Source organism: Achromobacter sp. RW408 (genome assembly GCF_003184165.1).
In the GTDB taxonomy this organism is placed as follows: domain Bacteria; phylum Pseudomonadota; class Gammaproteobacteria; order Burkholderiales; family Burkholderiaceae_B; genus Achromobacter; species Achromobacter xylosoxidans.
Window position 1 is genome coordinate 144,187 of the sequence record NZ_QHHO01000040.1, and the last position, 23,237, is coordinate 167,423.

22 protein-coding genes are annotated in these 23,237 nt (G+C 68.9%); 7 read left to right on the top strand and 15 right to left on the bottom strand.

Features of this window, described 5'->3' with window-relative positions; translation table 11 throughout:
* Positions 1-182 precede the first annotated feature (182 nt).
* Both DK459_RS31185 and purN read right to left on the bottom strand, forming a co-directional pair.
* Positions 183-1,553, bottom strand: a complete 1,371-nt coding sequence (locus DK459_RS31185) for an RsmB/NOP family class I SAM-dependent RNA methyltransferase (RefSeq protein ID WP_047991655.1) — start codon at positions 1,551-1,553, stop codon at positions 183-185.
* Between the two features lie 958 nt (positions 1,554-2,511).
* Complete coding sequence (purN, locus tag DK459_RS08260; protein ID WP_006383945.1) at positions 2,512-3,177, bottom strand: phosphoribosylglycinamide formyltransferase; 666 nt, start codon at positions 3,175-3,177, stop codon at positions 2,512-2,514.
* Between the two features lie 63 nt (positions 3,178-3,240).
* Here purN and DK459_RS08265 point away from each other — a divergent pair, with 63 nt between their 5' ends.
* The 4 genes from DK459_RS08265 (at position 3,241) to coaBC (ending at position 8,935) form a co-directional block, all read left to right on the top strand.
* A complete protein-coding gene (locus tag DK459_RS08265) occupies positions 3,241-4,206 on the top strand; it encodes a bifunctional riboflavin kinase/FAD synthetase (RefSeq protein ID WP_026384487.1) in 966 nt (321 codons plus the stop codon).
* Positions 4,196-7,057, top strand: a complete 2,862-nt coding sequence (gene ileS, locus DK459_RS08270; RefSeq protein ID WP_110134636.1) for an isoleucine--tRNA ligase — start codon at positions 4,196-4,198, stop codon at positions 7,055-7,057. The genes DK459_RS08265 and ileS overlap by 11 nt, the downstream gene beginning before the upstream one ends.
* Before the next feature lie 2 nt (positions 7,058-7,059).
* Positions 7,060-7,584 carry a signal peptidase II gene (gene lspA / locus DK459_RS08275; protein ID WP_006383948.1) on the top strand — a complete coding sequence of 175 codons (525 nt, stop codon included), beginning with the start codon at positions 7,060-7,062 and terminating at the stop codon, positions 7,582-7,584.
* A 154-nt stretch (positions 7,585-7,738) separates the two neighbouring features.
* Positions 7,739-8,935, top strand: coding sequence for a bifunctional phosphopantothenoylcysteine decarboxylase/phosphopantothenate--cysteine ligase CoaBC (gene coaBC / locus DK459_RS08280; RefSeq protein WP_006383949.1), 1,197 nt, complete (start codon positions 7,739-7,741; stop codon positions 8,933-8,935).
* 106 nt (positions 8,936-9,041) lie between these two features.
* On the opposite strand, the gene DK459_RS08285 is transcribed toward coaBC, so the two are convergent.
* The 6 genes from DK459_RS08285 to DK459_RS08310 form a co-directional block, all read right to left on the bottom strand.
* A complete protein-coding gene (locus DK459_RS08285; RefSeq protein WP_047991185.1) occupies positions 9,042-10,031 on the bottom strand; it encodes a tripartite tricarboxylate transporter substrate binding protein in 990 nt (329 codons plus the stop codon).
* Positions 10,032-10,044: 13 nt separating this feature from the next.
* Positions 10,045-10,734 carry an AroM family protein gene (locus DK459_RS08290; protein WP_054485227.1) on the bottom strand — a complete coding sequence of 230 codons (690 nt, stop codon included), beginning with the start codon at positions 10,732-10,734 and terminating at the stop codon, positions 10,045-10,047.
* Entirely contained in the window at positions 10,731-11,660 is a 930-nt protein-coding gene (locus tag DK459_RS08295) for a DUF1177 domain-containing protein (protein ID WP_006383952.1), read from the bottom strand. Before DK459_RS08295 ends, DK459_RS08290 begins: the two co-directional genes overlap by 4 nt.
* Positions 11,657-12,361 (bottom strand): dipeptidase PepE, encoded by a 705-nt coding sequence (gene pepE, locus DK459_RS08300; protein ID WP_006383953.1) that lies wholly within the window; start codon positions 12,359-12,361, stop codon positions 11,657-11,659. Before pepE ends, DK459_RS08295 begins: the two co-directional genes overlap by 4 nt.
* A gap of 90 nt (positions 12,362-12,451) precedes the next feature.
* Positions 12,452-13,219 (bottom strand): IclR family transcriptional regulator, encoded by a 768-nt coding sequence (locus DK459_RS08305; RefSeq protein WP_006383954.1) that lies wholly within the window; start codon positions 13,217-13,219, stop codon positions 12,452-12,454.
* 204 nt (positions 13,220-13,423) lie between these two features.
* Positions 13,424-14,464, bottom strand: a complete 1,041-nt coding sequence (locus tag DK459_RS08310) for a metal-dependent hydrolase (protein ID WP_006383955.1) — start codon at positions 14,462-14,464, stop codon at positions 13,424-13,426.
* Between the two features lie 105 nt (positions 14,465-14,569).
* Here DK459_RS08310 and DK459_RS08315 point away from each other — a divergent pair, with 105 nt between their 5' ends.
* The 3 genes from DK459_RS08315 (at position 14,570) to DK459_RS08325 (ending at position 16,502) form a co-directional block, all read left to right on the top strand.
* A complete protein-coding gene (locus tag DK459_RS08315) occupies positions 14,570-15,208 on the top strand; it encodes a DedA family protein (RefSeq protein WP_006383956.1) in 639 nt (212 codons plus the stop codon).
* An 11-nt stretch (positions 15,209-15,219) separates the two neighbouring features.
* Complete coding sequence (locus tag DK459_RS08320) at positions 15,220-15,756, top strand: hypothetical protein (RefSeq protein WP_006383957.1); 537 nt, start codon at positions 15,220-15,222, stop codon at positions 15,754-15,756.
* A 95-nt stretch (positions 15,757-15,851) separates the two neighbouring features.
* Complete coding sequence (locus DK459_RS08325; protein WP_035181018.1) at positions 15,852-16,502, top strand: dUTPase; 651 nt, start codon at positions 15,852-15,854, stop codon at positions 16,500-16,502.
* Between the two features lie 67 nt (positions 16,503-16,569).
* On the opposite strand, the gene DK459_RS08330 is transcribed toward DK459_RS08325, so the two are convergent.
* The 7 genes from DK459_RS08330 to DK459_RS08360 all read right to left on the bottom strand — a co-directional run bounded on the left by DK459_RS08330 (position 16,570) and on the right by DK459_RS08360 (position 23,147).
* Complete coding sequence (locus DK459_RS08330) at positions 16,570-17,682, bottom strand: NADH:flavin oxidoreductase/NADH oxidase (protein ID WP_110134637.1); 1,113 nt, start codon at positions 17,680-17,682, stop codon at positions 16,570-16,572.
* Positions 17,683-17,805: 123 nt separating this feature from the next.
* Entirely contained in the window at positions 17,806-18,576 is a 771-nt protein-coding gene (gene ehuA, locus DK459_RS08335; protein WP_006383961.1) for an ectoine/hydroxyectoine ABC transporter ATP-binding protein EhuA, read from the bottom strand.
* Positions 18,573-19,244, bottom strand: coding sequence for an ectoine/hydroxyectoine ABC transporter permease subunit EhuD (ehuD, locus tag DK459_RS08340; RefSeq protein WP_053499655.1), 672 nt, complete (start codon positions 19,242-19,244; stop codon positions 18,573-18,575). Before ehuD ends, ehuA begins: the two co-directional genes overlap by 4 nt.
* Positions 19,241-19,894 carry an ectoine/hydroxyectoine ABC transporter permease subunit EhuC gene (gene ehuC, locus DK459_RS08345; protein WP_110134638.1) on the bottom strand — a complete coding sequence of 218 codons (654 nt, stop codon included), beginning with the start codon at positions 19,892-19,894 and terminating at the stop codon, positions 19,241-19,243. Before ehuC ends, ehuD begins: the two co-directional genes overlap by 4 nt.
* 9 nt (positions 19,895-19,903) lie before the next feature.
* Positions 19,904-20,815, bottom strand: a complete 912-nt coding sequence (gene ehuB, locus DK459_RS08350) for an ectoine/hydroxyectoine ABC transporter substrate-binding protein EhuB (protein ID WP_047991190.1) — start codon at positions 20,813-20,815, stop codon at positions 19,904-19,906.
* Positions 20,816-20,992: 177 nt separating this feature from the next.
* A complete protein-coding gene (locus tag DK459_RS08355; RefSeq protein ID WP_024069521.1) occupies positions 20,993-22,165 on the bottom strand; it encodes an ABC transporter substrate-binding protein in 1,173 nt (390 codons plus the stop codon).
* 37 nt (positions 22,166-22,202) lie between these two features.
* Positions 22,203-23,147: an ornithine cyclodeaminase family protein gene (locus tag DK459_RS08360; protein WP_053498532.1), complete on the bottom strand. Its 945-nt coding sequence runs from the start codon at positions 23,145-23,147 to the stop codon at positions 22,203-22,205.
* Positions 23,148-23,237 lie beyond the last annotated feature (90 nt).

Here is a 23,237-nt window from a genome sequence, read left to right on the forward strand (position 1 = left end):
CCACCCCGAACGCCCCCGAGCGGTGCGTAAGCGGCACCCTGAGCTGCTCTTTCAGCGCCTCCCCGCATGGCCGCCGTGCGCGGCTACCGCGCCGCTTCCTCAAGTCATCCGCCGGGAAGGCGGCCGTGCCGCCGCCGGCGGGCCCATCGATGGACCCGCCGTTGGCCTGACCGGCAGCGGATTCAAGCCGAAGGCTTGTCCTGGTCGGCGGCAGCGCTTGCGGGGACAGTCTCATCCGCATCCGCAACCGCCGCTTCGGCCCCTTCTTCCGGCAGCGCCTCGGCATCGGCCTCGATGGCGGCCTGCGTCGCGTCCTCGCCCGCGGCGGCGTTCTTCTTGCGGCGCTCGAAAACGGCGGCGAAGAAGCCGTCGGTGCCGTGGACGTCCGGACGCAGCTGGACGTACGGCCCTTCGAGCTTCAGGTTGTCGCAACGGCCCGCCAGGATCTCGGCGGCGTCCAGGCGCTCGAAGTCCGGATGGCTGGCCAGGAAGCGTTCTGCCTGCACTTCGTTTTCCTCGGCCAGCAGGCTGCAGGTGGCATAGACCAGCCGCCCGCCGGGCGCGACGCAGCGCGCGGCGCTGTTGAGGATGCGTTCCTGCAGTTGGCCAAGCTCGGCCAGCGCTTCGGGGTGCTGGCGCCATTTCAGGTCGGGATTGCGGCGCAGCGTGCCGATGCCGCTGCACGGCGCGTCGACCAGCACGCGCTGGGCCTTGCCGGCCAGGCGCTTGACGCGAGCATCGTTTTCGCTGTCGATCGCCACCGGCACCACGTTGGACAGGCCGCTGCGGGCAAAGCGCGGCTTGGCGCGCGCCAGGCGGGCGGCCGAGACGTCGAAGGCGTAGAGCCTGCCGGTGGACCGCATCAGCGCGCCCAGCAGCAAGGTCTTGCCGCCCGCGCCGGCGCAGAAGTCGATGATCATTTCGCCGCGGCGCGGGGCCACCAGCAGGGCCAGCAACTGGCTGCCCTCGTCCTGTACTTCGATGCTGCCGTTCTCGAACTGCGGCCAGCGGTTGATGGCCGGGCGGCCTTCCATGCGGATGCCCCAGGGCGAGTACGGCATGGCCACGGGTTCGTAGCGGCCGGCGCTCTGTTGCAGTTCGGCGAGCATGGCGTCGCGCTCGACCTTGAGCGGATTGACGCGCAGGTCCAGGCTGGCCTGGCGGTTGAGCGCCTCGATCAGGGTTTCGGGGCTGTCCATGGCGCCCAGGCGCTCGTCGAGCCAGTCGGGGATGCTGCCACGGACGGCGCGCGGCAGCGTCGCCAGGTCGATCTGCAGGACGCGCTGGAGCCATTCGGCTTCGGCCGGGTCCAGGCCTTCCTGCAGCGTTTCCTTGCCCAGGGTGGCGGCCAGGCCCAGGATGGCCAGGCGGCGCGAAGCCGGCCCGACGCCGCTTTCGCCGAACTGGCGGTAGCGGCGCAGGTGGCGCAGCACATCGTAGACGGCTTCGGCCACTTCCGAGCGGTCGCGCGCGCCCAGGCCGGGATGGCCACGCAGCCAGTGCGACAGGGCCGCGTCGGCCGGGTAGGTCCATTGCAGGATCTCGCCCAGCACGCGCTGCACCTGGTCGATGCGGCTGGCGGCATACGACAGGCGCGGCCGGTTGAATTGCGGCTTCTGCGGGGCGGCGTCACGCTGGCCATGGCCTTCGCGGCGGTCGGAACCGTGGAACCCACGCTCGCCATCGCGGCCTTCGCCACGCGGGGAGCCATAGGAGGGACGTGAATCCGGGCGGCCCTGGCCTTCACGGCGGTCCGAACCGAAGGAGCCGCGCTCGCCGCCACGGCCTTCGCCACGCGGAGCGCCGTAGGACGGGCGCGAATCCGGGCGGCCCTGGCCTTCACGGCGGTCCGAACCGAAGGAACCACGCTCGCCGCCACGGCCTTCGCCACGCGGGGAGCCATAGGAGGGACGTGAATCCGGGCGACCTTGGCCTTCGCGACGGTCCGAACCGAAGGAGCCGCGTTCGCCGCCACGGCCTTCGCCACGCGGGGAGCCATAGGAGGGACGTGAATCCGGGCGGCCCTGGCCTTCACGGCGGTCCGAGCCGAAGGAACCCCGTTCACCGCCACGGCCTTGGCCTTCGCGGCGGTCCGAGCCATACGCGCCACGCTCGCCACGCGGCGCGTCATAGGAAGGGCGCGGCGTCGGGCGGCCCGCGCCTTCGCGCCGGTCGCCGCCGAAGGAACCGCGTTCGCCGCGGCCTTCGCCACGCGGCGCGTCGTAGGACGGACGCGGGGTCGGACGGCTGTCGCGGCGCTCGTCCGAACGGCCTTCGCGGCCTTCCCGGCCACCGGCGGCGCGCTCGGGGCGCGGCGCCCGCTCCTGGGCGGCGCGGGCCTCGCCCTTGGGGCGCGAGAAGAAGGACCGGCCGTCACGCTCTCCGGGGGCTGCCGGGCGGGAACGCGGAGATTGGGGTTTGCTCATGGTGTATTCCAGTGGGGCGGACAGGTGCCGCCCGATAAAAGCGATTCAGGGCCGTCGGCGGCCCGGCTGCGCGGCGGGCGTCGGCTCAGGCCGCCGCGGACCAGGTGAACAGGCGGTCGGGATCGCCCTGCACGTCCACCCGGTGGTCATTCGTCAGGGTAACCCGGCCTTCGGCCAGCCAGCGCACGGCGGCCGGAAAAGCCTGGTGTTCGACTTCCAACACGCGCTCGGCCAGCCTTTCCGGCGTATCGCCGGCCAGGATCGGCACGCAGCCCTGGGCGATGATGGGGCCGTGGTCCAGCACCGGCGTCACGAAATGCACGGTGCAGCCATGCACGCGCACGCCGGTGGCCAGCGCCTGCGCGTGGGTGTGCAGCCCCGGAAACGCCGGCAGCAGCGACGGATGGATGTTGACGAGCCGGCCGCTGTAGCGGTTGACGAAGCCCGGGGTCAGCACCCGCATGAAGCCGGCCAGAATGACGTAATCCGGCGCGTGCAGGTCGATTTCAGCGGCCAGCGCGGCGTCGAAGGCCTCGCGGCTGGCGTAGTCCTTGTGGTAGAGGGCCGCGGTGGCGATGCCCTGCGCAGCGGCCCATTCCAGGCCTGCGGCGTCCGGGCGGCTGGCGATCACGGCGGCGATCGTGGCGGGCCAGCCCTGTTGGCGACAGGCCTGGACCAGCGCCTGCATGTTGCTGCCTCGTCCCGAGATCAGGATGACGATGCGACGCGGTGGTGTAGAGGTTTCCGGCAAGATGAGCGATCCAAATTGGGGATGACGAACAATCCCGTAATCCAAAATTGTAAACTCTCGCTCGTGAAACCACCGCTGCGCATCCACCGATCCCTTCCGCCGCCCGCCCAGCGCGCTCCCAGCGCGCTGACCATCGGCAATTTCGACGGCGTCCACCGAGGACACCAGGCCATGCTGGCGCGCGTCTGCCAGGTCGCGCGCGACCGGGGCCTGACGCCCGCCGTGATGACCTTCGAGCCGCACCCGCGCGAGTACTTCGCCACGCTCAACCAGCGCCCCGAACTGGCGCCGACCCGCATTTCCGGCTTGCGCGACAAGCTGGCGGCGCTGGCGCGCTACGGCATTTCCCAGGTCGTGGTCGAGCGCTTCAACGCCCGCCTGGCCGAAATGTCGGCCAACGCCTTCATCGAGAACCTGCTGGTGCGGGGGATGGATACCAAGTGGCTGCTGGTGGGCGAGGACTTCCGCTTCGGCCACAAGCGCAGCGGCGACATCGACCTGCTGCGCGAAGCCGGCCTGCGCCATGGCTTCGAGGTGCAGACCCTGGCCGACGTCACCGACCGCCACGGCCACCGCATTTCCAGTTCCGAGGTGCGCACCGCCCTGGCCGTGGGCGACCTGGACCGCGCCCGCCACCTGCTGGGCCACCCCTTCCATATCAGCGGCCACGTGATCCACGGCCAGAAACTGGGCCGCACCCTGGGCTTTCCAACCATGAACCTGCGGGTGGCCGAACGCTGCGCGGCCCGTTCCGGCATCTACGTGGTGCAGGTCTACGGCCTGGCCGAACGCGCCCTGCCCGCGGTGGCCAGCCTGGGCGTGCGCCCGACGGTCGAGGACCGCGGCCGCGTGCTGCTGGAAGCGCACCTGCTCGACGAGACCGTCAACGCATACGGTAAACTCGTGCGTGTCGAATTCCTGCAAAAGCTGCGGGACGAAGAAAAATTTCCTGATCTCCCTTCCCTGACTGCCGCCATCGCCGAAGACGCGCGAAACGCGCGCGCCTATTTTGCCGTTCATGGACTATAAAAAGACCCTCAACCTGCCCGATACCCCCTTCCCCATGCGGGGCGACCTCGCCAAGCGCGAGCCCGCCTGGATTGCGCAGTGGGAGGAAAACCACGTCTACCAGGCCATCCGCGCCGCCAGCCGCGGCCGTCCGCGCTTCGTGCTGCACGACGGCCCGCCCTACGCCAACGGTGACATCCACATCGGCCACGCGGTCAACAAGATCCTGAAGGACATCATCGTCAAGAGCCGCAACATGGCCGGCTACGACGCGCACTACGTGCCGGGCTGGGATTGCCACGGCATGCCGATCGAGATCCAGATCGAAAAGAAGTACGGCAAGCACCTGCCCGTGGCCGAGGTGCAGTCCAAGGCGCGCGCCTACGCGCTCGAGCAGATCGACCGCCAGCGCAAGGACTTCAAGCGCCTGGGCGTGCTGGGCGAGTGGGATCGTCCCTACATGACGATGAACTTCAGCAATGAAGCCGACGAGATCCGCGCCCTGGGCCGCATCCTGGACAAGGGCTACGTGTTCCGCGGCCTCAAGCCCGTGAACTGGTGTTTCGACTGTGGTTCCGCGCTGGCCGAGGCCGAGGTCGAATACGCCGACCGCGTCGATCCGGCGGTGGACGTGGCCTTCCCGTTCGCCGAGCACGGCAAGCTGGCCAAGGCCTTCGGCCTGGACAAGGTCGACGATGGCGCCATCGTCATCTGGACCACCACGCCCTGGACCATCCCGTCCAACCAGGCGCTGAACCTGCACCCCGAAATCGAATACGCGCTGGTGCGCGTGTCGCCCGCGCCCAAGTTCGGCCCGCTGCTGCTGGTCGCGCGCGAACGCGTCGAAGCCTGCCTGAAGGCCTGGAACCTGGAAGGCGAAGTCATCGCCACCGCCCCCGGCGCGGCGCTGTCGGGCATCGAATTCCGGCATCCGCTGGCGCAGTTCGAAGCCGCCTACGACCGCAAGGCCCCGGTCTACCTGGGCGACTACGTCACGGCCGACTCCGGCACCGGCGTGGTGCACTCGGCCCCCGCCTACGGTATCGAGGACTTCATCTCGTGCAAGGAGCACGGCATGAAGGACACCGACTTCATCAGCCCCGTCATGGGCGACGGCAAGTACGTCGACAGCCTGGCGCTGTTCGGCGGCCTGTCGATCTGGGACGCCAACCCCAAGATCGTCGAGGCCCTGCAGGAAGCCGGCGCGCTGATGCACGTGGAAAAGCACAAGCACAGCTACATGCACTGCTGGCGCCACAAGACGCCCATCATCTACCGCGCCACCAGCCAATGGTTCGCCGGCATGGACATCAAGCCCAAGGACGGCGGCCCGACCCTGCGCGAATCGGCGCTGGCCGGCATCGACGCCACCGCCTTCTACCCGGCCTGGGGCCGCGCCCGCCTGCACGCCATGATCGCCAACCGTCCGGACTGGACCCTGTCGCGCCAGCGCCAGTGGGGCACGCCGATGGCTTTCTTCGTGCACAGGGAAACCGGCGCGCTGCACCCGCGCACTTCCGAGCTGCTGGAACAGGTCGCGCAACGCGTCGAGCAAGGCGGCATCGAGGCCTGGCAGACGCTGGACCCGCGCGAGCTGCTGGGCGACGAAGCCGATCAATACGAAAAGAACCGCGACACGCTGGACGTGTGGTTCGACTCGGGCAGCACCCACGCCACCGTGCTGGGCGGCAAGGACGGCGATTTCGCCGGCTCGCACGGCGCCGAACTGGGCTGGCCCGCCGACCTCTACCTGGAAGGCTCCGACCAGCACCGCGGCTGGTTCCATTCGTCGCTGCTGACCGGCTGCATGCTGTATGGCCAGCCGCCCTACAAGGCGCTGCTCACGCACGGCTTCGTGGTGGACGGCCAGGGCCGCAAGATGAGCAAGTCGGTCGGCAACGTGATCGCGCCGCAGAAGGTGTCCGATTCGCTGGGCGCCGAGATCCTGCGCCTGTGGGTCGCCTCCACCGACTATTCGGGCGAATTGTCGATCTCCGACGAGATCCTCAAGCGCGTGGTCGAGGGCTACCGCCGCATCCGCAACACGCTGCGCTTCCTGCTGGCCAACCTGGCCGACTTCGACGCCGTGTCGCAGTCCGTGCCCTACGGCGAGCTGTTCGAGATCGACCGCTATGCGCTGGCCATGACCGCGCAGATGCAGGCCGAGGTGCAGGGCCACTACGAGCGCTATGACTTCCACCCGGCGGTCTCGCGCCTGCAGACGTTCTGCTCGGAAGACCTGGGCGCGTTCTACCTGGATATCCTGAAAGACCGCCTGTACACCTCGAAAGTGGACAGCGTGGCCCGCCGCTCGGCCCAGACCGCGCTGCTGGACATCACCCAGACGCTGCTCAAGCTGATGGCGCCGATCCTGTCGTTCACGGCCGAAGAGGCCTGGAAGGAACTGGTCGGCTCGGCCCTGAAGCACCAGGCCGACGCGGCCCGCGTCACCATCTTCACCGAGGTCTACCACGCGCTGCCGCCGTTCGCGGACGCCGAGGCCCTGTCGGCCAAGTGGGCGCGCCTGCGCGCCATCCGCGCCGAGGTCCAGCGCAAGCTGGAAGAAGTGCGCACGGCCGGCGACATCGGTTCGTCGCTGCAGGCCGAGGTCGACCTGTACGCCAGCGGCGAAGACCAGCAACTGCTGGCCAGCCTGGGCGACGACCTGCGCTTCGTGCTGATCGTCTCGCGCGCCACCGTGCACGCCGGCGAAGGCGAGACGCGCATCGAGGTGACGCCCTCCAAGCACAAGAAGTGCGAGCGCTGCTGGCACTGGCGCCTGGACGTCGGCCAGGACCCGGACCACCCCGAGATCTGCGGCCGGTGCGTGTCCAACCTGTTCGGCTCGGGCGAAGCCCGCGACAAGGCCTGAGCATGGCCGGCCCTCAAGGCACGGCCACCGCGGCGTCCGCCGGCGCGCCCCCCGCAAGGGTGGGCCGCTGGCTGGGCATCGCGCTGGCCATCATCGTGCTGGACCAGCTGACCAAGGTGTACTTCAACACCTCGTACCAGTATGGCGAGCGCCTGAACCTGCTGCCGTTCTTCGACTTCACGCTGCTGTACAACCGCGGCGCGGCCTTCAGCTTCCTGGCGTCCGAGGAAGGCTGGCAGCGCTGGCTGTTCACCGGCCTGGGCATCGTTGCCGCCGTGGTCATCACCGTGATCCTGCGCCGCACCCGCGGCCAGCCGCGCTTCTGCCTGGCGCTGGCGATGATCCTGGGCGGCGCCATCGGCAACGTGATCGACCGCGTGGTGTATGGCCACGTGGTGGACTTCCTGCTGTTCTACTGGCGCGACTGGTATTTCCCGGCCTTCAACCTGGCGGACGTGGGCATCAGCTGCGGCGCCGTGCTGCTGGTGCTGGACGAGCTGCTGCGGGCCCGCAAGCCGCGCGCCTGACGCGCCTCCCCACCCCTTCGAAACCCGGCCCTCGGCCGGGTTTTTGTCTATTTGAGCCCCCCTGCATGCATGGCGAACGGCGCGATGCGGCAATGCGGAATAAAATCACTGTCCGTTCCCTGATTCGACGGTATCCAAACGCCGTCCGACGCCCATGCTCGACCTCGCCCGCAAACGCATCGTCCTCGGCCTGACCGGCGGCATCGCCTGCTACAAAATCGCCGAGCTGGTGCGGCGCATGACCGAACAAGGCGCCATCGTCGACGTGGTGATGACCGAAGCCGCCACGCACTTCATCACGCCCGTGACCATGCAGGCCCTGTCCGGCCGCCCGGTGTTCGTGGATGCGTGGGACCCGCGGGTGCCCAACAACATGGCGCACATCGACCTGACGCGCGGCGCCGACGCCGTGCTGATCGCGCCGGCCAGCACCGACTTCATGGCCAAGCTGGCCCACGGCATGGCCGACGACCTGCTGTCGACGCTGTGCGTGGCGCGCGCCTGCCCGCTGCTGGTGGCGCCCGCCATGAACCGCGAGATGTGGGCCAACCCGGCCACCCAGCGCAACGTGGCGCAACTGCGCGCCGACGGCATCAGCATCCTGGGCCCGGCCGCCGGCGAACAGGCCTGTGGCGAGACCGGCGACGGCCGCATGCTCGAAGCCCACGAGATCCTGGCCGACCTGATCGCGTTCTTCCAGCCCAAGCTGCTGGCCGGCCGCCACGTGCTGCTGACCGCCGGCCCCACCTCCGAGCCGGTCGATCCGGTGCGCGTGCTGAGCAACCGCTCGTCGGGCAAGACCGGCTACGCCCTGGCCCGCGCCGCGCGCGAGGCCGGCGCCCGCGTCACGCTGATCACCGGCGCCACCGCCCTGCCGGTGCCGCGCGGCGTCACCGCGCTGTCGGTCATGACGGCGCGCCAGATGCACGACGCGGTGATGGCCAGCGCCGCCGATGCCGACATCTTCATCGCCGTGGCGGCCGTGGCCGACTGGCGCGTCAAGAACGTCAGCAACCAGAAGCTGAAGAAGACCAGCGAAGGCGGCGGCGCGCCGCAGATGGAGTTCGAGCCCAACCCGGACATCCTGGCCGAAGTAGCCAAACTGAAGGACGGGCCCTGGTGCGTGGGCTTTGCGGCAGAGACCGAAAAGCTGGCCGAGCACGCCGAGGCCAAACGCCAGCGCAAGGGCATCCCGCTGCTGGTGGGCAACCTGGCGCACAAGGTGATGGACGCGGACACCACCGAACTGGTGCTGTTCGACGCGCAGGGCGCGCACCCGCTGCCGGCGGCTGACAAATTGGACGCCGCGCGCCGCCTGATCGCCGAGATCGCGGCGCGGCTGCCGGCCTGATCCCGCCCATCCGCGAACCGCCAAAAAAAAACGCCAGACGCGAGTCTGGCGTTTTTGTTTGCGGCGCGCGCCGCGCCTGCCGGCAACGGCGGACGCGACAGCCTGCTTATTGCTCCAGGCTGATGTTGGCGGCGCGCACGATGTCGGCCCACTGCTTGCGGTCGTTCTCCAGGAACTGGCCGAACTGCTCGGGCGTCATGCCGGTGACGGGTTCCGAACCCAGGCCGGCCATCTTTTCCTTCACGGCGGGTTGCTTGAGCACGTCCTGCAGCGCCGCGTAATAGGCAGCCAGCACGTCCGCCGGCAGGCCGGCCGGGGCGAACACGCCCTGCCAGGTGGGCATATCGAAGCCCTTCAGGCCCTGCTCGTCGAGCGTGGGCACGTTGGGCAACTGCGCCGAGCGCTTGAGCGAGGCCACGCCGATGGCCTTGACCTTGCCCTGCAGCGCCAGCGGCGCGGCGGTGGAGATGTTGTCCATCGTCATCGCGATGTGGCCGCCCAGCAGGTCGGTGATGACCGGCGCCGCGCCGCGATAGGCCGCGTGCGGCACCTTCACGCCCAGCTTGTACAGCATGGTTTCGGCGATCAGGTGATTGGAGATGCCCACGCCGGCGGTGCCGTAGGTGGCGGTCGGCGTCTTCTGGAAGTAGTCCTTCAATTCGGCCAGGTTGTTGGCCGGCACGTCCTTGTTGACGATGACCACGTTGGGCTGCACCGCCGCCAGCGTGATGGGCGTGAAGTCGGTCGGCTTGTAGCTGGTGCCCTTGGCGTTGAGCACGTGGGTGATGGCCATGGAACCGGCCGCGGCGATGCCGATGGTGTAGCCGTCAGGCTGCGATTGCGACAGGCGGAAGGCCATGATGTTGCCGCCGGCGCCCGCCAGGTTTTCCACCACCACGGTCTGGCCCAGGCGCTGCGACAGCGGCTCGGCCAGCAGGCGCGCCAGCGTGTCGGCCGAACCGCCGGGCGCAAAGCCCACCAGCAAGCGCACCGGCTTGGTCGGTTTCCAGGCGTCGGCGGCCAGGGCCGGCGCGGCCGCCAGGGTGCTGGCGGCGAACAGTGCGCCCGCGGCGCGTTGCAAAGTACGGCTGAACATGAAGTCGATTCCCTTATTCCAATATTTGCGCGAGCGCCTGCGCGACCAGGCGGTTGGACAACAGCACCGGGCGACCCGATGCCTGTGCCACCGCCTGCCGCATGCGCTCGGCGTAACCCATGCAATGCATGACGACAAAATCACAGTCGGCCAGGTCCTGGCCGGCCTGCTTGAAACTGGCCGCCGCGCGTCCCGCGTCGGCCTCGTAGGGCGAGGCGTGCGCCACCGTGGTCGCGCATTCCAGCGGCACGGCCATGTGGAAGGCGTCGACCTGGGCTTGCAGCGGCACCACCAGGCCAACCTTGCGGCAGTGCTGCGCCAAACCGGCGACCAGGTGGTCGACGACCTGCTGCGGCTCGACCACCAGCGTGCGCATCGGCGCGATCGCGGTGCCAGTGCACAGCGGCACCAGCACGTCGTAGCCGGCGGCGTCGGCCTCGCGCATCACCTCTGCCAGCCGCGCCTCGGCGGCGGCGGCGTCCAGTTCGACCTGGGCGCCGTCGCGCATGCGCGTGGCGAAGCGATACTCGCCCGGGCGCGGCGCCAGCGCGGCCAGCGCCGCCGCATCCAGGCCGTCGAGCGCGCCGAACTCGTCGATGCGCACGTGTTCGCCCAGCAGCGGCGCCATTTCCGGCACCACGTCGCTGCGCGGCGACTGGCCGATGGTGAAGAACGCCACGCGGCGCGGGCGACGCGCGCTCATTGCGCGGCGCCCGGTTCGCGGCCGGTGGTCTGCAGATGCGCCATCGAGCCATAGCGGCCCTGCAGCGCGTCCCATTCAGCGGCGTCGAAGAAGGTCATGGCGCCCTGCCCGAAGAGCTTGGCGATCTCGATGCAGAAACGCATCGCCACGTCGGCGTCGACGGCGTTGGTCACGCCGGTGGCGCAACCCGGCACGGCGGTCTGCGCGGTCAGCGCCACGCCGACCACCGGCGCGTCGGTGACGATGGCCGGCTGCATCAGCGAATTGACATGCCACAGGCCGTTTTCGTAGGGCGTGATGTCCTGCGTGGTCAGCGGCAGCGTCAGGGGCAGCTCGCCGCTGACCCAGCCCATCACGTCCAGCATGGTCTCCGGAATGCGCAGCAGATAGCCCTGTTTGGCCACCGGCGTCAGCGCCACGCCGCGGCGGTTCACCAGGCGGTTGCCGCGGGTGGTGTCGACGGACAGGATCGCGTCCATGCGCGGATCGACTTCGTGCGACATCATTTCGCGCATCGGGAACGGCGAGCGCATCATCGGCACGGGATGGTGCGGACGGGTGCCGGCGCGCGGGCAGATGTGGGTGCGGATGCGCACGGTGCCGGGCAGCACGTCGCCCTGGCGCGCCATGGCCATGATCTTGAGCGCGGCGGCGATGGCGACCACGGCGCCGTCGCTGTCGGACACCAGGCCGGTGACGGCCGGACGCGCGCCGATGCCGCCCAGGCGGCCGACGATGCCCAATTGCGGCGCGGCGGGGTCGGCGCCCGGAATGACGATGGAGAGGAACTCGGTGGCCGCGCCGTCGCGCTCCAGCGGCGTGACCTCGACCTCGCAGTCGCCGGCCGCGCGCAGCGCCTGTGCCACCGCCTCGCCCGTGATGTGGGCCGAAGACAGCAGTTCGATGGTGTCGATGACCTGCTTCATGCCGGGATCTCCAGCGGGCCGGGCGTGAACACGCGCGGCTCGGCGGCGCCGATGAACAGCGGCGCATCGTGCGGGCCGACAAGCGTGATGGCGGCCCCGCGCACGCGCAGCCCGGCGCCTTCGGGCAGGCCCAGCACCGGCATGGTCGGGTTCAGCGTGCAGAACTCGGCCAGGCGCTGCGCGCGCGTTTCGCCGCGATGGCCGGGAGGATGGGCATTGGTGTAGTGCGGGTTGATCTGGAAGGACAGCAGGCCGAGCGCATCGAAGCCTTCGGGGTCGGTGATCGGCATGTCGTTGGTGGTGCAGATGCTTGGGCACGCCAGGTTGGAACCGGCGCTCCAGCCCAGGTAGGCGGCGCCTTCGCGCACGCGGCGCGCCACCACGCTCAGCAGGCCCTGGCGGCGCAATTGGCCGAGCAGGTTGAAGGTGTTGCCGCCGCCGACGATGATGACGGCGGCATTCTCCAGCGCGGCCACGGGATCGGCGGCGCGATGCAGCGGCTGGATGTCCAGGCCCGCGTCGGCCAGCGCCGTGGTGACCAAGGTGGTGTAGTCGTCCCAGTTGCGGGTGACGCCCGCGTACGGCACGAACACCGCCGGCGCGCCAGCCGGCAGCGCGGCGATCAGTTCGCGGATGTCGGGCAACGCGTGCACCAGGTAGCCGGCGTCGCTGCTGGAATTGCTGAGAAGCAGAAGGTTCATGAGTGGAGTTCCGTGGAATCGGGAAAGTCGGGGTGTCGCGCACGCGCGGCTGGATAGGGCAATACGGTCAATCGGGTTCGCGCCGGCGCGTCAGGCCAGCCAATAGGGATCGTTCAATTCGCGGCCCAGCGCCGCGACCTGCCGCGTCAGCGACTCGCGCAGCGCCGCCACGCGGGCGGCGTCGACCTGGAACGACACGAAGGACAGGCACAGGCCGCGCAGTTCGCCGCTGGAGGGATCGCGCACCGCCGCCGCCACGGCGCCGATGCCAGGCATGGCCTGGTCGATGGCGACGCCGTAATGGTCGGCGCGGATCTGCGCCACGCGCTGCGCCAGTTCGCCCACGGTGGCCGGGCAATCCTTGCCCTCCATCGGCAGGGGGCGGGCTGGATCGGTGCCGTACAGCGCGTCGAACTCGTCCTGGGTCAGGCGCGACAGCAGCGCGCGTCCCATGGCCGTGTCCGAGGCGGCGCGGCGCGAACCCGGCGGCGACAGCACCTGCACCGGATGCGAGCCGTTCAGGCGTTGCAGCACCACGGTTTCGCGCTGGTTCAGGGTGGACAGGTAGGCGGTCAGGCCACTGTCGTCGGACAGGCGCGCCAGCACCTTGCGGCAGGCCTCGTCCAGCGGCGTCGCGGCCTGCCCGGCGCGCACCGCCTGCGACAGCAAGGCGCCGGCGCGATAGCGGCGCGTGGCCGCGTCCTGGTCCAGCAGGCCGTAGTGCTGCATCTGGTTCAACAGGCGCGAAGCCGTGCTTTTGGGCATGGCCAGGCGCTGCGCCACGTCGGTGAAGCTCAGTTCCGCCTCGCCCTGCGCGTAAAGCGCCAACACCCGCTGGACGCCATCGAGAATGCTCATTATTGTTCCAATAATAGGAACTACTGTTCCTTAATCGGGAACAAGAATAATGCAACGGCGGATTTCCGGTCAATACGGGCGGTCCCTCGGGTTGGCGGCAGCACCGTCCGCGAAGCGCGGCCTCTCACCAGGCCCCATGCCGACGGGACGAAAAAAAGCCCGCCATGTCGGGCGGGCCTTCCCGATGGCGCCGATCGGCGCGCTCTAGCGCGTCGCGGTCTCGGCCCATTGCGCCAGCGGCAGCGGCGGTTGCGCGTGCAGGATGCGTCCCAGCACCAGTTTGAACTCCGCCCAGCCGCCACGGTCGCCCGGCCAACTGGACGGGGTCACCGGCCGCCAGCCGCCGTCGGCCTGCCGCTCGGCCATCTTGAAGCGGAAGTTGTAGTGCCCGGCCACGCCCATGCGCAGGTCGGTCACCACCAGCGCATCGCCCACGGCGTCATAACGCAGCCAATCATCGGTGAACCAGCGCAGGCGCTGCAGCAGCGGCATATCGGCCAGCGCCTGTCCCAGTTCCGGGTTGAGCGGCAGGCGCAGCCATTCCGGTGGCTCGCGGTCGAACCAGCTGCTGACGGCCTCGTAGTAATGGCCGTCGGGCGTCTTGGCGACGACGCGCCACAGCAAGGTATTGAGCGGCATGGGAATAGCCCGCAGCTCGGTAATGGCGATGCCCTGCGCCTGCATCGCATCGCGCACCCGGTGTTCGGCGGCGATGCGGCCGGCGAGCCCGAACCCGAGGTAGGCGGTGCTGAAGATCAGCGCCCCGGCCAGGAAGCGGCGGGCGTTGCGGGTCATGCCGACGATCACCGCGTACACCGCCCCCAACAGCAATGGCACGGTATAGACGGGGTCGATGATGAAGATGGCCGACCAGCTTTCCGGGATCGATGGCAATGGCCAGAACAGCTGCGTGCCATAGACGGTGAAAGCATCCAGCAGCGGATGCGTCACCAATACCAGCCACAGGGTCAGGAACAGCCGCCCCGCGCTGTATTGCGCCTGCGGCCAGTACTTGCGTATCAACCATGTCAGCAGCGCCGCCAGGCCGGTCAACACGAAGATCGAATGCGAGAAGCCCCGGTGGTAGGTCATCAGCGAGACCGGATCCGGGTAGCGCATCAGTACGTCCAGGTCCGGCACGGTGGCCAGCGCCGCGCCGTAGATGAGCGCCCGCCGCCCCTGCACGCGCCCCAGCAGCGCCCCCTGTATGCCCGCGCCCAGCACGGCTTGTGTAACCGAATCCATAGAACTCCGACGATAGCCTTCTGTGGCGCACCGCTTTCACGCGGCGTCCACAATGCAGGCGTTAAGATACCCGATTGCGTTCAGCTAATTTTCAACTTCCGCCTCATGGACCAATACATCGACAAGATCGGCGTGCTGATCGAGACCAACCAGGCCTGGGCCGGCCCCATCACCTTCCTGCTGACGCTGGGAGAATCGATGGTGCTGCTGGGCCTGTTCATTCCCGCCACCGCGCTGATGCTGCTGACCGGCGGCCTGATCGGCGCCGGCACGCTGGATCCGTGGAGCATCATGGCATGGGGCATCGCCGGCGCCATCGTCGGCGATGCGCTGTCCTACGGGCTGGGGCGCTGGGCCGGCCCCAACGTGCTGCGGCGCTGGCCGCTCAAGCAGCAGCGTACCGCCGTGGCACGGGCGCGCCTGTTCTTCTACCGCTATGGCTTCGCCTCGGTGCTGGTCGGCCGCTTCCTGGGACCGATCCGCTCGACCATCCCCACGGTGGCCGGTGTCATGGGCATGGCCCACGGCCGCTTCCAGATGGCCAACGTGCTGTCGGCGATCCTGTGGATGCCGCTGATGCTGGCGCCCGGCTACATCACCGCGCGCAGCCTGGGCGCGGCCGAAAACGCGCAACAGATCGCCATGATGATCGGCGCGGGACTCTCGGTGCTGCTAGGATGCGGACTCCTGGTCGCGATGATGCGCAAACGCCGGCAGCCGGCGCGCATCCGTCGCGGCAATTAGCGGAGAACAGCATGGCCATCGACATGGAGCCGAAGAACGGCGACTTCGCGCGCTACATCGAAAACCTGTCGCGCGCGGGCGGCGCCACGCCCGGACGGGTGCCGAGCAAGGCCGAGACCAGGCGCCAAGCGACCGCGCCGGTCGCCACGCCCACGCCGGCGCCCGCCCCGAGCCCGGGATCCCTGAATGACCTGGCCTGGGGCAAGACGGCGCCGCCGCAATCGCACCGCGCCGACAGCGTGCCGTCCACCGTCGCCCCGGGCCAGACCGACGCCGAAGCGGTCTCGCTGGCCAAGCGCGCGCGCCAGCGCAAGCAGGGCATCTTCCTGACCATCGCCGGCGCCGTGGCCGGCTGGGCCGCCGTCAACGTCGCCTTCAAGGCGCTGCACGCGCCGCGCTTCGACCTGGACGACTTCATGCCGGCGGTGTTCCTGGGCTTTTTCGCGCTGATGCTGTTTAAGGCGGCCAGCGGCGCGCGCGACCCGCGCAAGCGACCGCTGGAAAAGCTGCCGCCGCTCAAGACCTCGTCGTACCGCAAGGACGGCTGAAGCGGCCCGGCCTCGGCGGCAATGGTGCTAACATTTCCGCCGCCCTCGCATAGACCCCATGAATACCCGGAGTGAAAGTGAATAACGTTGTCGGATTGAACCAGGCCCAGGCGGCCACGATGCTGAAGCTGCAAGGCGACCTGAACAGCATGATCAATCCGGACTGGATCAACGGCGGCGCCCGCTTCCTGCGCGCCGCCTTCGTCGAATCGGCCGAGGCCCTGGAACACTACGGCTGGAAGTGGTGGAAGAAGCAGACCATCGACCTGCCCCAGGTGCAGATGGAACTGGTCGACATCCTGCATTTCTACCTGTCGCACACCATCGTGCAGGCCAAGGGCGACGTCAACGCCGCCGCCGCCGCGCTGGTGGCCGACCTGGCCGGCCCCGCCTCGATCACGCTGGACGGCAAGAGCTATGCGCTGGCCAGCCTGAACGTGCCCGAACTGCTCGAACTGATCGGCGGCCTGGCGGTGTGCGGCCGCGCCAGCTTCAAGCTGCTCGAGCAGAGCATGACCGCCTGCGAAATGAGCTGGAACGATGCCTATACCCAGTACGTTTCCAAGAACGTGCTGAACATCTTCCGCCAGCAGCATGGCTACAAGGAAGGCACCTACATCAAGATCTGGAACGGCGAGGAAGACAACGTGGTGCTGGCGCGCCTGCTGGCGCAGCACGACGCCGCCCGCGCCGACTTCGCTGACGTCCTGCACCGCGAACTGGAAGCGGCCTATTCGCGCCTGTAGGCGCAACGCCCGCCCGAAAAAAACGCCGCGTCACGCGGCGTTTTTCATTGCGCGACAGCTTCGGCCGCTAGCGCTGGCCGAAGCGCGTCTCGCCGAACAGTTCCTTCAGCTCGCGCGGCTGCGACCGCCAGTACTGGCGCGGCGCGGCGACCTGCCCGCCCAGTTGCGCGGCGGCATGCCAGGGCCAGCGCGGGTCGTACAGCATGCCACGCGCCAGCGCCACCATGTCGGCCTGGCCTTGCGCCAGGATGTCCTCGGCCTGTTGTGCCTCGGTGATCAGGCCCACCGTGATGGTGGGCAGGCCGACCGCGCGCTTGAGGGCGTCGGCGAACGGCACCTGGTAGTTCGGCGCCACCGGGATCTTCTGCAGCGGCGACACGCCGCCGCTGGAGACGTCGATGAACTCACAGCCCAATTCCTTGAGCCGCAGCGCGAACGCCTCGGTCTGCGCCGGATCCCAGCCGCCCTCGACCCAATCCGTGGCCGATACCCGCACGCCCAGCGCCACCGACGAAGGCGTCACCTCGCGCACCGCGCGGAACACTTCCAGCGGGAAGCGCATGCGGTTCTCCAGCGAGCCGCCGTAGTTGTCGTCGCGCTGGTTGGCCAGCGGCGACAGGAACTGGTGCAGCAGATAGCCATGGGCCGCATGCAGCTCGATGGCGTCGAAACCCAGGCGGATGGCGCGGCGAGCGCTGTCGACGAAGGCGTCGCGCACCCGCGCCAGGCCGGCCGCGTCGAGCGCGCGCGGCGCCGGCTCGGACGCCTTGTGCGGCAGCGCCGACGGCGCCCAGCCCTGCCAGCCGCCCTGCTCCGGCGGCACCAGTTGGCCGCCCTCCCAGGGCGCATGGCTCGACGCCTTGCGGCCGGCGTGGCCCAGCTGGATACCGAGCTTGATCGGCGAATAGCGCCGCACCGCCTGCACCACGCGGCCCAGCGCGGCTTCGGTCTCGTCGGACCAGAGGCCCAGGTCGCCCGGGGAAATGCGGCCATCGGCCTCGACCGCGGTCGCCTCGGTAAACAGCAGCGCCGCGCCGGACAGGGCCAGGTGGCCCAGGTGGATCATGTGCCAGTCGGTGGCGCGGCCCTCGTCGGCCGAGTATTCGCACATGGGCGCGATGACGATGCGGTTGGCCAGTTCGACATTGCCGACTGACGTGGGACTGAAAAGATGACTCATGCGTAAGGCTCCGGGCGATGGACGCGGATGCACAGCATAGCGCCGGCATCCGCCCGCGCCGCCAATCCCGACGCCCGCGTGGGGGTTTAGGGCGGGACGAGGCCCGCCCTTTATTACCGCGGCTTATTGCCCCTCGATCACGCTGTCCAGGAACTGGCGCGTGCGCGCTTCCTTGGGCGCGCTGAACAGCGTCTGCGACTCGGCGTCCTCGACGATGTTGCCCTCGTCGAAGAACAGCGTGCGGTCGGAACTGCGTTCGGCGAACTTCATCTGGTGGGTGACGATGATCATGGTCATGCTCTTGCGCGCCGACAGGTCGCGCAGGATCTGCAGGATGCCGCCCACCAGCTCCGGGTCGAGCGCCGAGGTGACCTCGTCGAACAGCATGATCTCCGGGCACATCGCCAGCGCGCGGGCGATGCCGACGCGCTGCTTCTGGCCGCCCGACAACTGCGCCGGGTAGACGTCGAGCTTGTCGCCCAGCCCCACCATCTCCAGGTATTCCACCGCGCGCTCGCGCGCCTGGTCGCGCGGCAGGCCCAGCACGTGCACCGGCGCCTCCATGGCGTTGCCCAGCGCCGTCATGTGCGGGAACAGGTTGAAGTGCTGGAACACCATGCCGATCTTGCCGCGCACCTTGCGCAGGTGCTCGGAATTGGGGCCGGCTGGACGGCCCTGGGCGTCGGTCCACATCGGCTCGCCGTCGATCTCGATCTCGCCGCTGGTCGGCCGGTCCAGCGTCATCAGCACGCGCAGCAGGGTCGATTTGCCCGAACCCGACGGCCCGATCACGGCCACGGTCTGCCCTGCCGGAATCTCCAGGTTGATGCCCTTGAGCACCTCCAGCTCGCCATAGCGCTTGTGCAGGTTCTTGATGGTGATGCTGGAACTCATCGCTTTCCTCCATATCGTTGCAGGCGGGCCTCCAGGCCGCGCACGCCCCAGGCCGCGATCAGGCTCAGCGCCAGGAACAGCACGCCGACCAGCGTCAGGGGCTCGGTGTAGCGGAAGGTGGTGGAGCCGATCATCTTGCTCTGTTGCAGCAGCTCGACCACCGTGATCGCCGACAGCAGCGGCGTGTCCTTGAACATGGCCACCAGGTAGTTGCCCAGCGCCGGCACCACCGGCGGGATCGCCTGCGGCAGCACCACGCCGACGGCGGTGCGCCACGGCGACATGTTCAGCGCCCGCGCCGCCTCCAGCTGGCCGCGCGGCACCGCCTCGATGCCGGCGCGATAGACTTCGGCGCAATAGGTGGCGTAGTGCAGCCCGAGCGCCACGATGCCGGTCGCCAGCGGCGACATCTGCACCCCGGTCAGGGGCAGCACGTAGAACAAAAAATACATCTGCACCAGCAGCGGCGTGCTGCGCACGAACTCGATCACGAAGGCCGTGGGCAAGGACAGCACCGCCAGGCGCGAGCGCCGCAGCAGCGCCAGCGCCAGGCCGAGCGTCACGGCCACCAGCATGCCCAGCACCGTGGCCTGGATGGTGATGACCAGCGCCGAGCCCAGCGTGGGCAGGATCTCCAGCGCGAAGGACCAGTCGAATATCGGTTTCATCGGACGCGGACCCTCCGTTCAAGCAGGCGCACGCCGGCGGTGATGAGCAGCGCCACCGCGAAGTACAGCAGCAGCATGAGCGTGAAGATCTCGGTGGTGCGCAGGGTTTCGCTGCGCAGCAGTTGGCCGCGGAAGGTCAGGTCGGTGATCGTGATGAGCGACACCAGCGCGGTGTTCTTGAGCAGTTCGATCAGCAGGTTGCCGGCCGGCGGCAGCATGGCCGGAATGGCCTGCGGCACCACGATGCGGCGCATGATCTGGCCACGCGTCAGGTTCAGGGCCACGCCGGCCTCGCGCTGGCCCGGCGGCACCGCGCGGATCGCGCCGCGCACCACCTCGGCGCCATAGGCGCCGGCATTGAGCGCCAGCACCACGATGCCCACCAGCATGGCCGGCAGTTGCACGCCGAACAGCGGCAGCACGAAATAGAACCAGAACAGCTGCACCAGCGCCGAGGTGCCGCGAAACACCTCGACGTAGATGGACGCCAGCCAGCGCACGGGGCGCACGGTCGACAGGCGCCCCACCCCGGCCACCAGCGCCAGCGGCACCGCCAGCACCACGGCGCCCGCCATGATCTCCAGCGTCACCACCAGGCCTTCCAGCAGTGGCGGCACCAGCTCGGCGATATGTTCGGATATGAGCTGCATCGGCGCCCCCTAGTTCGCGGCGCAGAGCTTGGCGGCCGTGACGTCCTTGGGCAGTTCCTCGGGCGTGAAGCCGAACGGCGCCACCAGTTTCTTGTGTTCCTCGGTGCCGATGAACTTGGCCAGCTCGGCATTGAAGGCATCTGCAAAGGCCTTGTCGTCCGTGCGGAAGGCATAGGCGCCGTAGCCGCGCACGCCCTTGCCGTCGATCACCGGATCGGTGAACGGCTCGGCCTTCTCCAGGCCGCTGCCGGCGTCGGTCTTGCCCATCAGGTCGTTGACCGTCAATGCCGTGGCCGCGTAGGCGTCGGCGCGTCCGGCCTGCACGCCGGACAGCGCGCTGACCGCATCCGGGAACACCACGATCTGGCCGGCGGGCACCTTGACCTTGGCGGCGTATTCGGCCTCGATGGCGCCGACCACCACGCCCAGCTTGGCGTCGGGGTTCTTCACCACGTCCTCGTAGCTGTGCAGGTTCTTCGGGTTGCCCTGCTTGACCAGGAACGCCTGGCCCACGCCATAGGTCGGGTTCGAGAACGCCACCTGGCCGCAGCGCTCCGGCGTGACGTACATGCCGGCCGCGATGATGTCGAAGCGCTTGGCCTGCAGGCCGGGGATCAGCGAGCCGAATTCGGTCAGCACGCCTTCGACCTCGTTGATGCCCATGCGCTTGAGCACTACCCGGGCGATTTCCACCGATTCACCGGTGACCTTGGCCTCCTTGCTGTCCATGAAGGCGAACGGCGCTTCATTGGCGTAACCGATACGGATCTTGCCGGCCGCCTTGGCGGCTTCCAGCGTGCTGGCGCCGGCGGCGGGCGCGCTGGCCCCCTGGACGGGCTTGTCCGAACCGGAGTCTGAGCAGGCTGCCAGCAGGCCCAGGCCCAGGGCCAGCAGGACGCGGCGGGTGCGTTGGACGATCATGGTTTTTTCTCCCTGATTTATTTCTAGGTACATCGCTTCGCTAAAAATGATACGACATTAAATCATTTCACCTCTAATGATATGGACGAAAAAAAGCAGGCCGAAGCCTGCTTTTCCCTATCTCCACCCTATGGCGGGTGAAAACTCGTTACGAAGGGTAGACGACTATGTCGTCCCCTATTTCTGCGCCGGGGCCGCCTCCGCATACGAGAATTTGCCGTTGCGCACCACGCCCATGACGCGGGCCCGTTCGTCGAAGCCCTGGTGGTTGTCCTTGGAAATATTGAGCACGCCGTTGGGCACGACCAGGTCGCGGGTGCTTTCCAGGGCGTCGCGCAGCGCGGCGCGGAACTCCGGGGTGCCGGGCTTGGCGCCGGTCTTGAGGGCGCGCGCCACGGCCGAATCCAGCAGCATCCAGGCGCCGTAGGCGTCGCCGGCGAACTGCGTCAGGGTGTTGGCGCCATACTGACGCTCGTACTTGTCGGCGAAGTCCACCGCCACCGTCTTGACCGGGTTCGAGTCGGGCAGCTCGCGCGCCACCACGCCCGGGCCCGTGGGGAACAGCGTGCCTTCGACATCGCGCCCGCCCACCTGCAGGAATTCCAGCGTGCCGATGCCGTGGGTCTGGTAGATGGCGCCGGTGTAGCCCCGTTCGAGCAGCGTCTTCTGCGGCAGCGCCGACGGCGTGCCGGCGCCGGCGATCAGCACGGCATCGGGCTTGGCGGCGATCACCTTGAGCACCTGGCCCACCACCGACGCGTCGGTGCGCTGGAAGCGTTCCTGCGCCACGACCTTGACGTCGTTGCCGGCGGCCGCGGAGAACTCCTTCCACCAGCTGTCGCCGTAGGAATCGGCGAAGCCGATGAAGGCCACATTCTTGAAGCCCTTTTTCTTCATGTCCTCGACCAGCACGGTCGCCATCAGCGAATCGTTCTGCGGCATCTTGAAGGCCCAGGCGCGCTTGGGGTCGGACAGCGGCTCGACGATCACGCTGGAGGCCGCCAGGGCGATCATCGGCGTACGGGTCTCGGCCAGCACGTCCAGCGCGGCCAGCGCCGCGGCGGTGGTGTTGGGACCGACGATGGCGTCGACCTTGTCTTCCGAGGTCAGCTTGCGCAGGTTCTTGACCGCGCGGCTGACGTCCGTGCCGTCGTCCAGCACCACGTAGCGCGCCGGCTCGCCGCCCAGCGTGCTGGGCCACAGGCGGATGGCGTTGTTGGTCTGGATGCCGATCGCCGCGGCCGGGCCGGTGGTGGAGACATCCACGCCGATCACGATCTCGGCTTGGACGGACAGGGCGGGAACCGCCAGCGCGACAGCGCAGGCGTAGCGAAGGAAGAAACGGGACATGACGACAGCTCGCAGGATGGAAAAACAGCGGATGGCGTTATTTTGCCTGACCGCTGCAGGCCTCGTAGACCAGCGCGGCCAGCGTCAGGTCCTCCAGCGCGCTGCCGACGGCCTTGAACACCGTCACTTCGCTCGCCTGCGTGCGGCCGGGCGCGCGTCCCAGCACCAGGTCGGTGAGATTGCCGCGGATCTCGTCGCGGGCCAGCACGCCGGACTCGAACGCGGCCAGCAGGTCGCCCGCCTTGGTGGGCGCCTCGTCCGTGTCCACGTAGACCGTGGTGCCGTCGAAGCAGGCGGTGTCGGTCTCGATCATGTCGGGCTTGAAGCTGCCGATCAGGTCCAGGTGCGTGCCCGGGCGCAGCCAGTCGCCGCGCACCAGCGGCACGGTCGACAACGTCGCGCAGCTGACGATGTCGGCCTGGCGCACGGCCTGTTCCAGGTCGACGGTGCTGCTGGCGTCGAAGCCCTGCTCGCGCAGCGCCGCCGCCAGCGCTTCGGCGCCGGCCGGACGCACGTTCCAGACCCACACCTTGTCGATCGGCCGCACCGTGCGCATGGCCTGCGCCACCAGCCCGGCAATGCGTCCCGAGCCGACGATGGTCAGCACCCGCGCATCCTCGCGCGCCAGGTAGGACGCGCCCAGCGCCGCCGCGCCGGCGGTGCGGAACACCGTCACCAGGTCGCCGTCCACCTGCGCCAGCGGCACGCCGGTGCGGGCGCTGTACAGGTTGTAGGTAGCATGCAAGCCAGGCAGCGACTGGCGCGTGTTCTCGGGAAAGATGTTGATGACCTTGACGCCGAAATACCCCTGCTCGTTCCAGGCCGGCATGATCAGCGTGGTGCCGTGCGCGCCGCCCGACTCGATGGCGTGGACGTGGCGCGGGGGCACGTGGGCGCCCTGGCGGAACGCCTCGCGCAAGGCCGGGATCGCCGCGTCGAACGACAATGCGCGGCGGGTTTGTTCGGTGTCGATCACTACCATCTGTATCCAATGCCTGTTCGGGTTGATCCAGGGGCGAAGTGTGACGGCGCCACGCGGCGCTGGCAAGGCGGCGCAAGCGGCGGTTACATC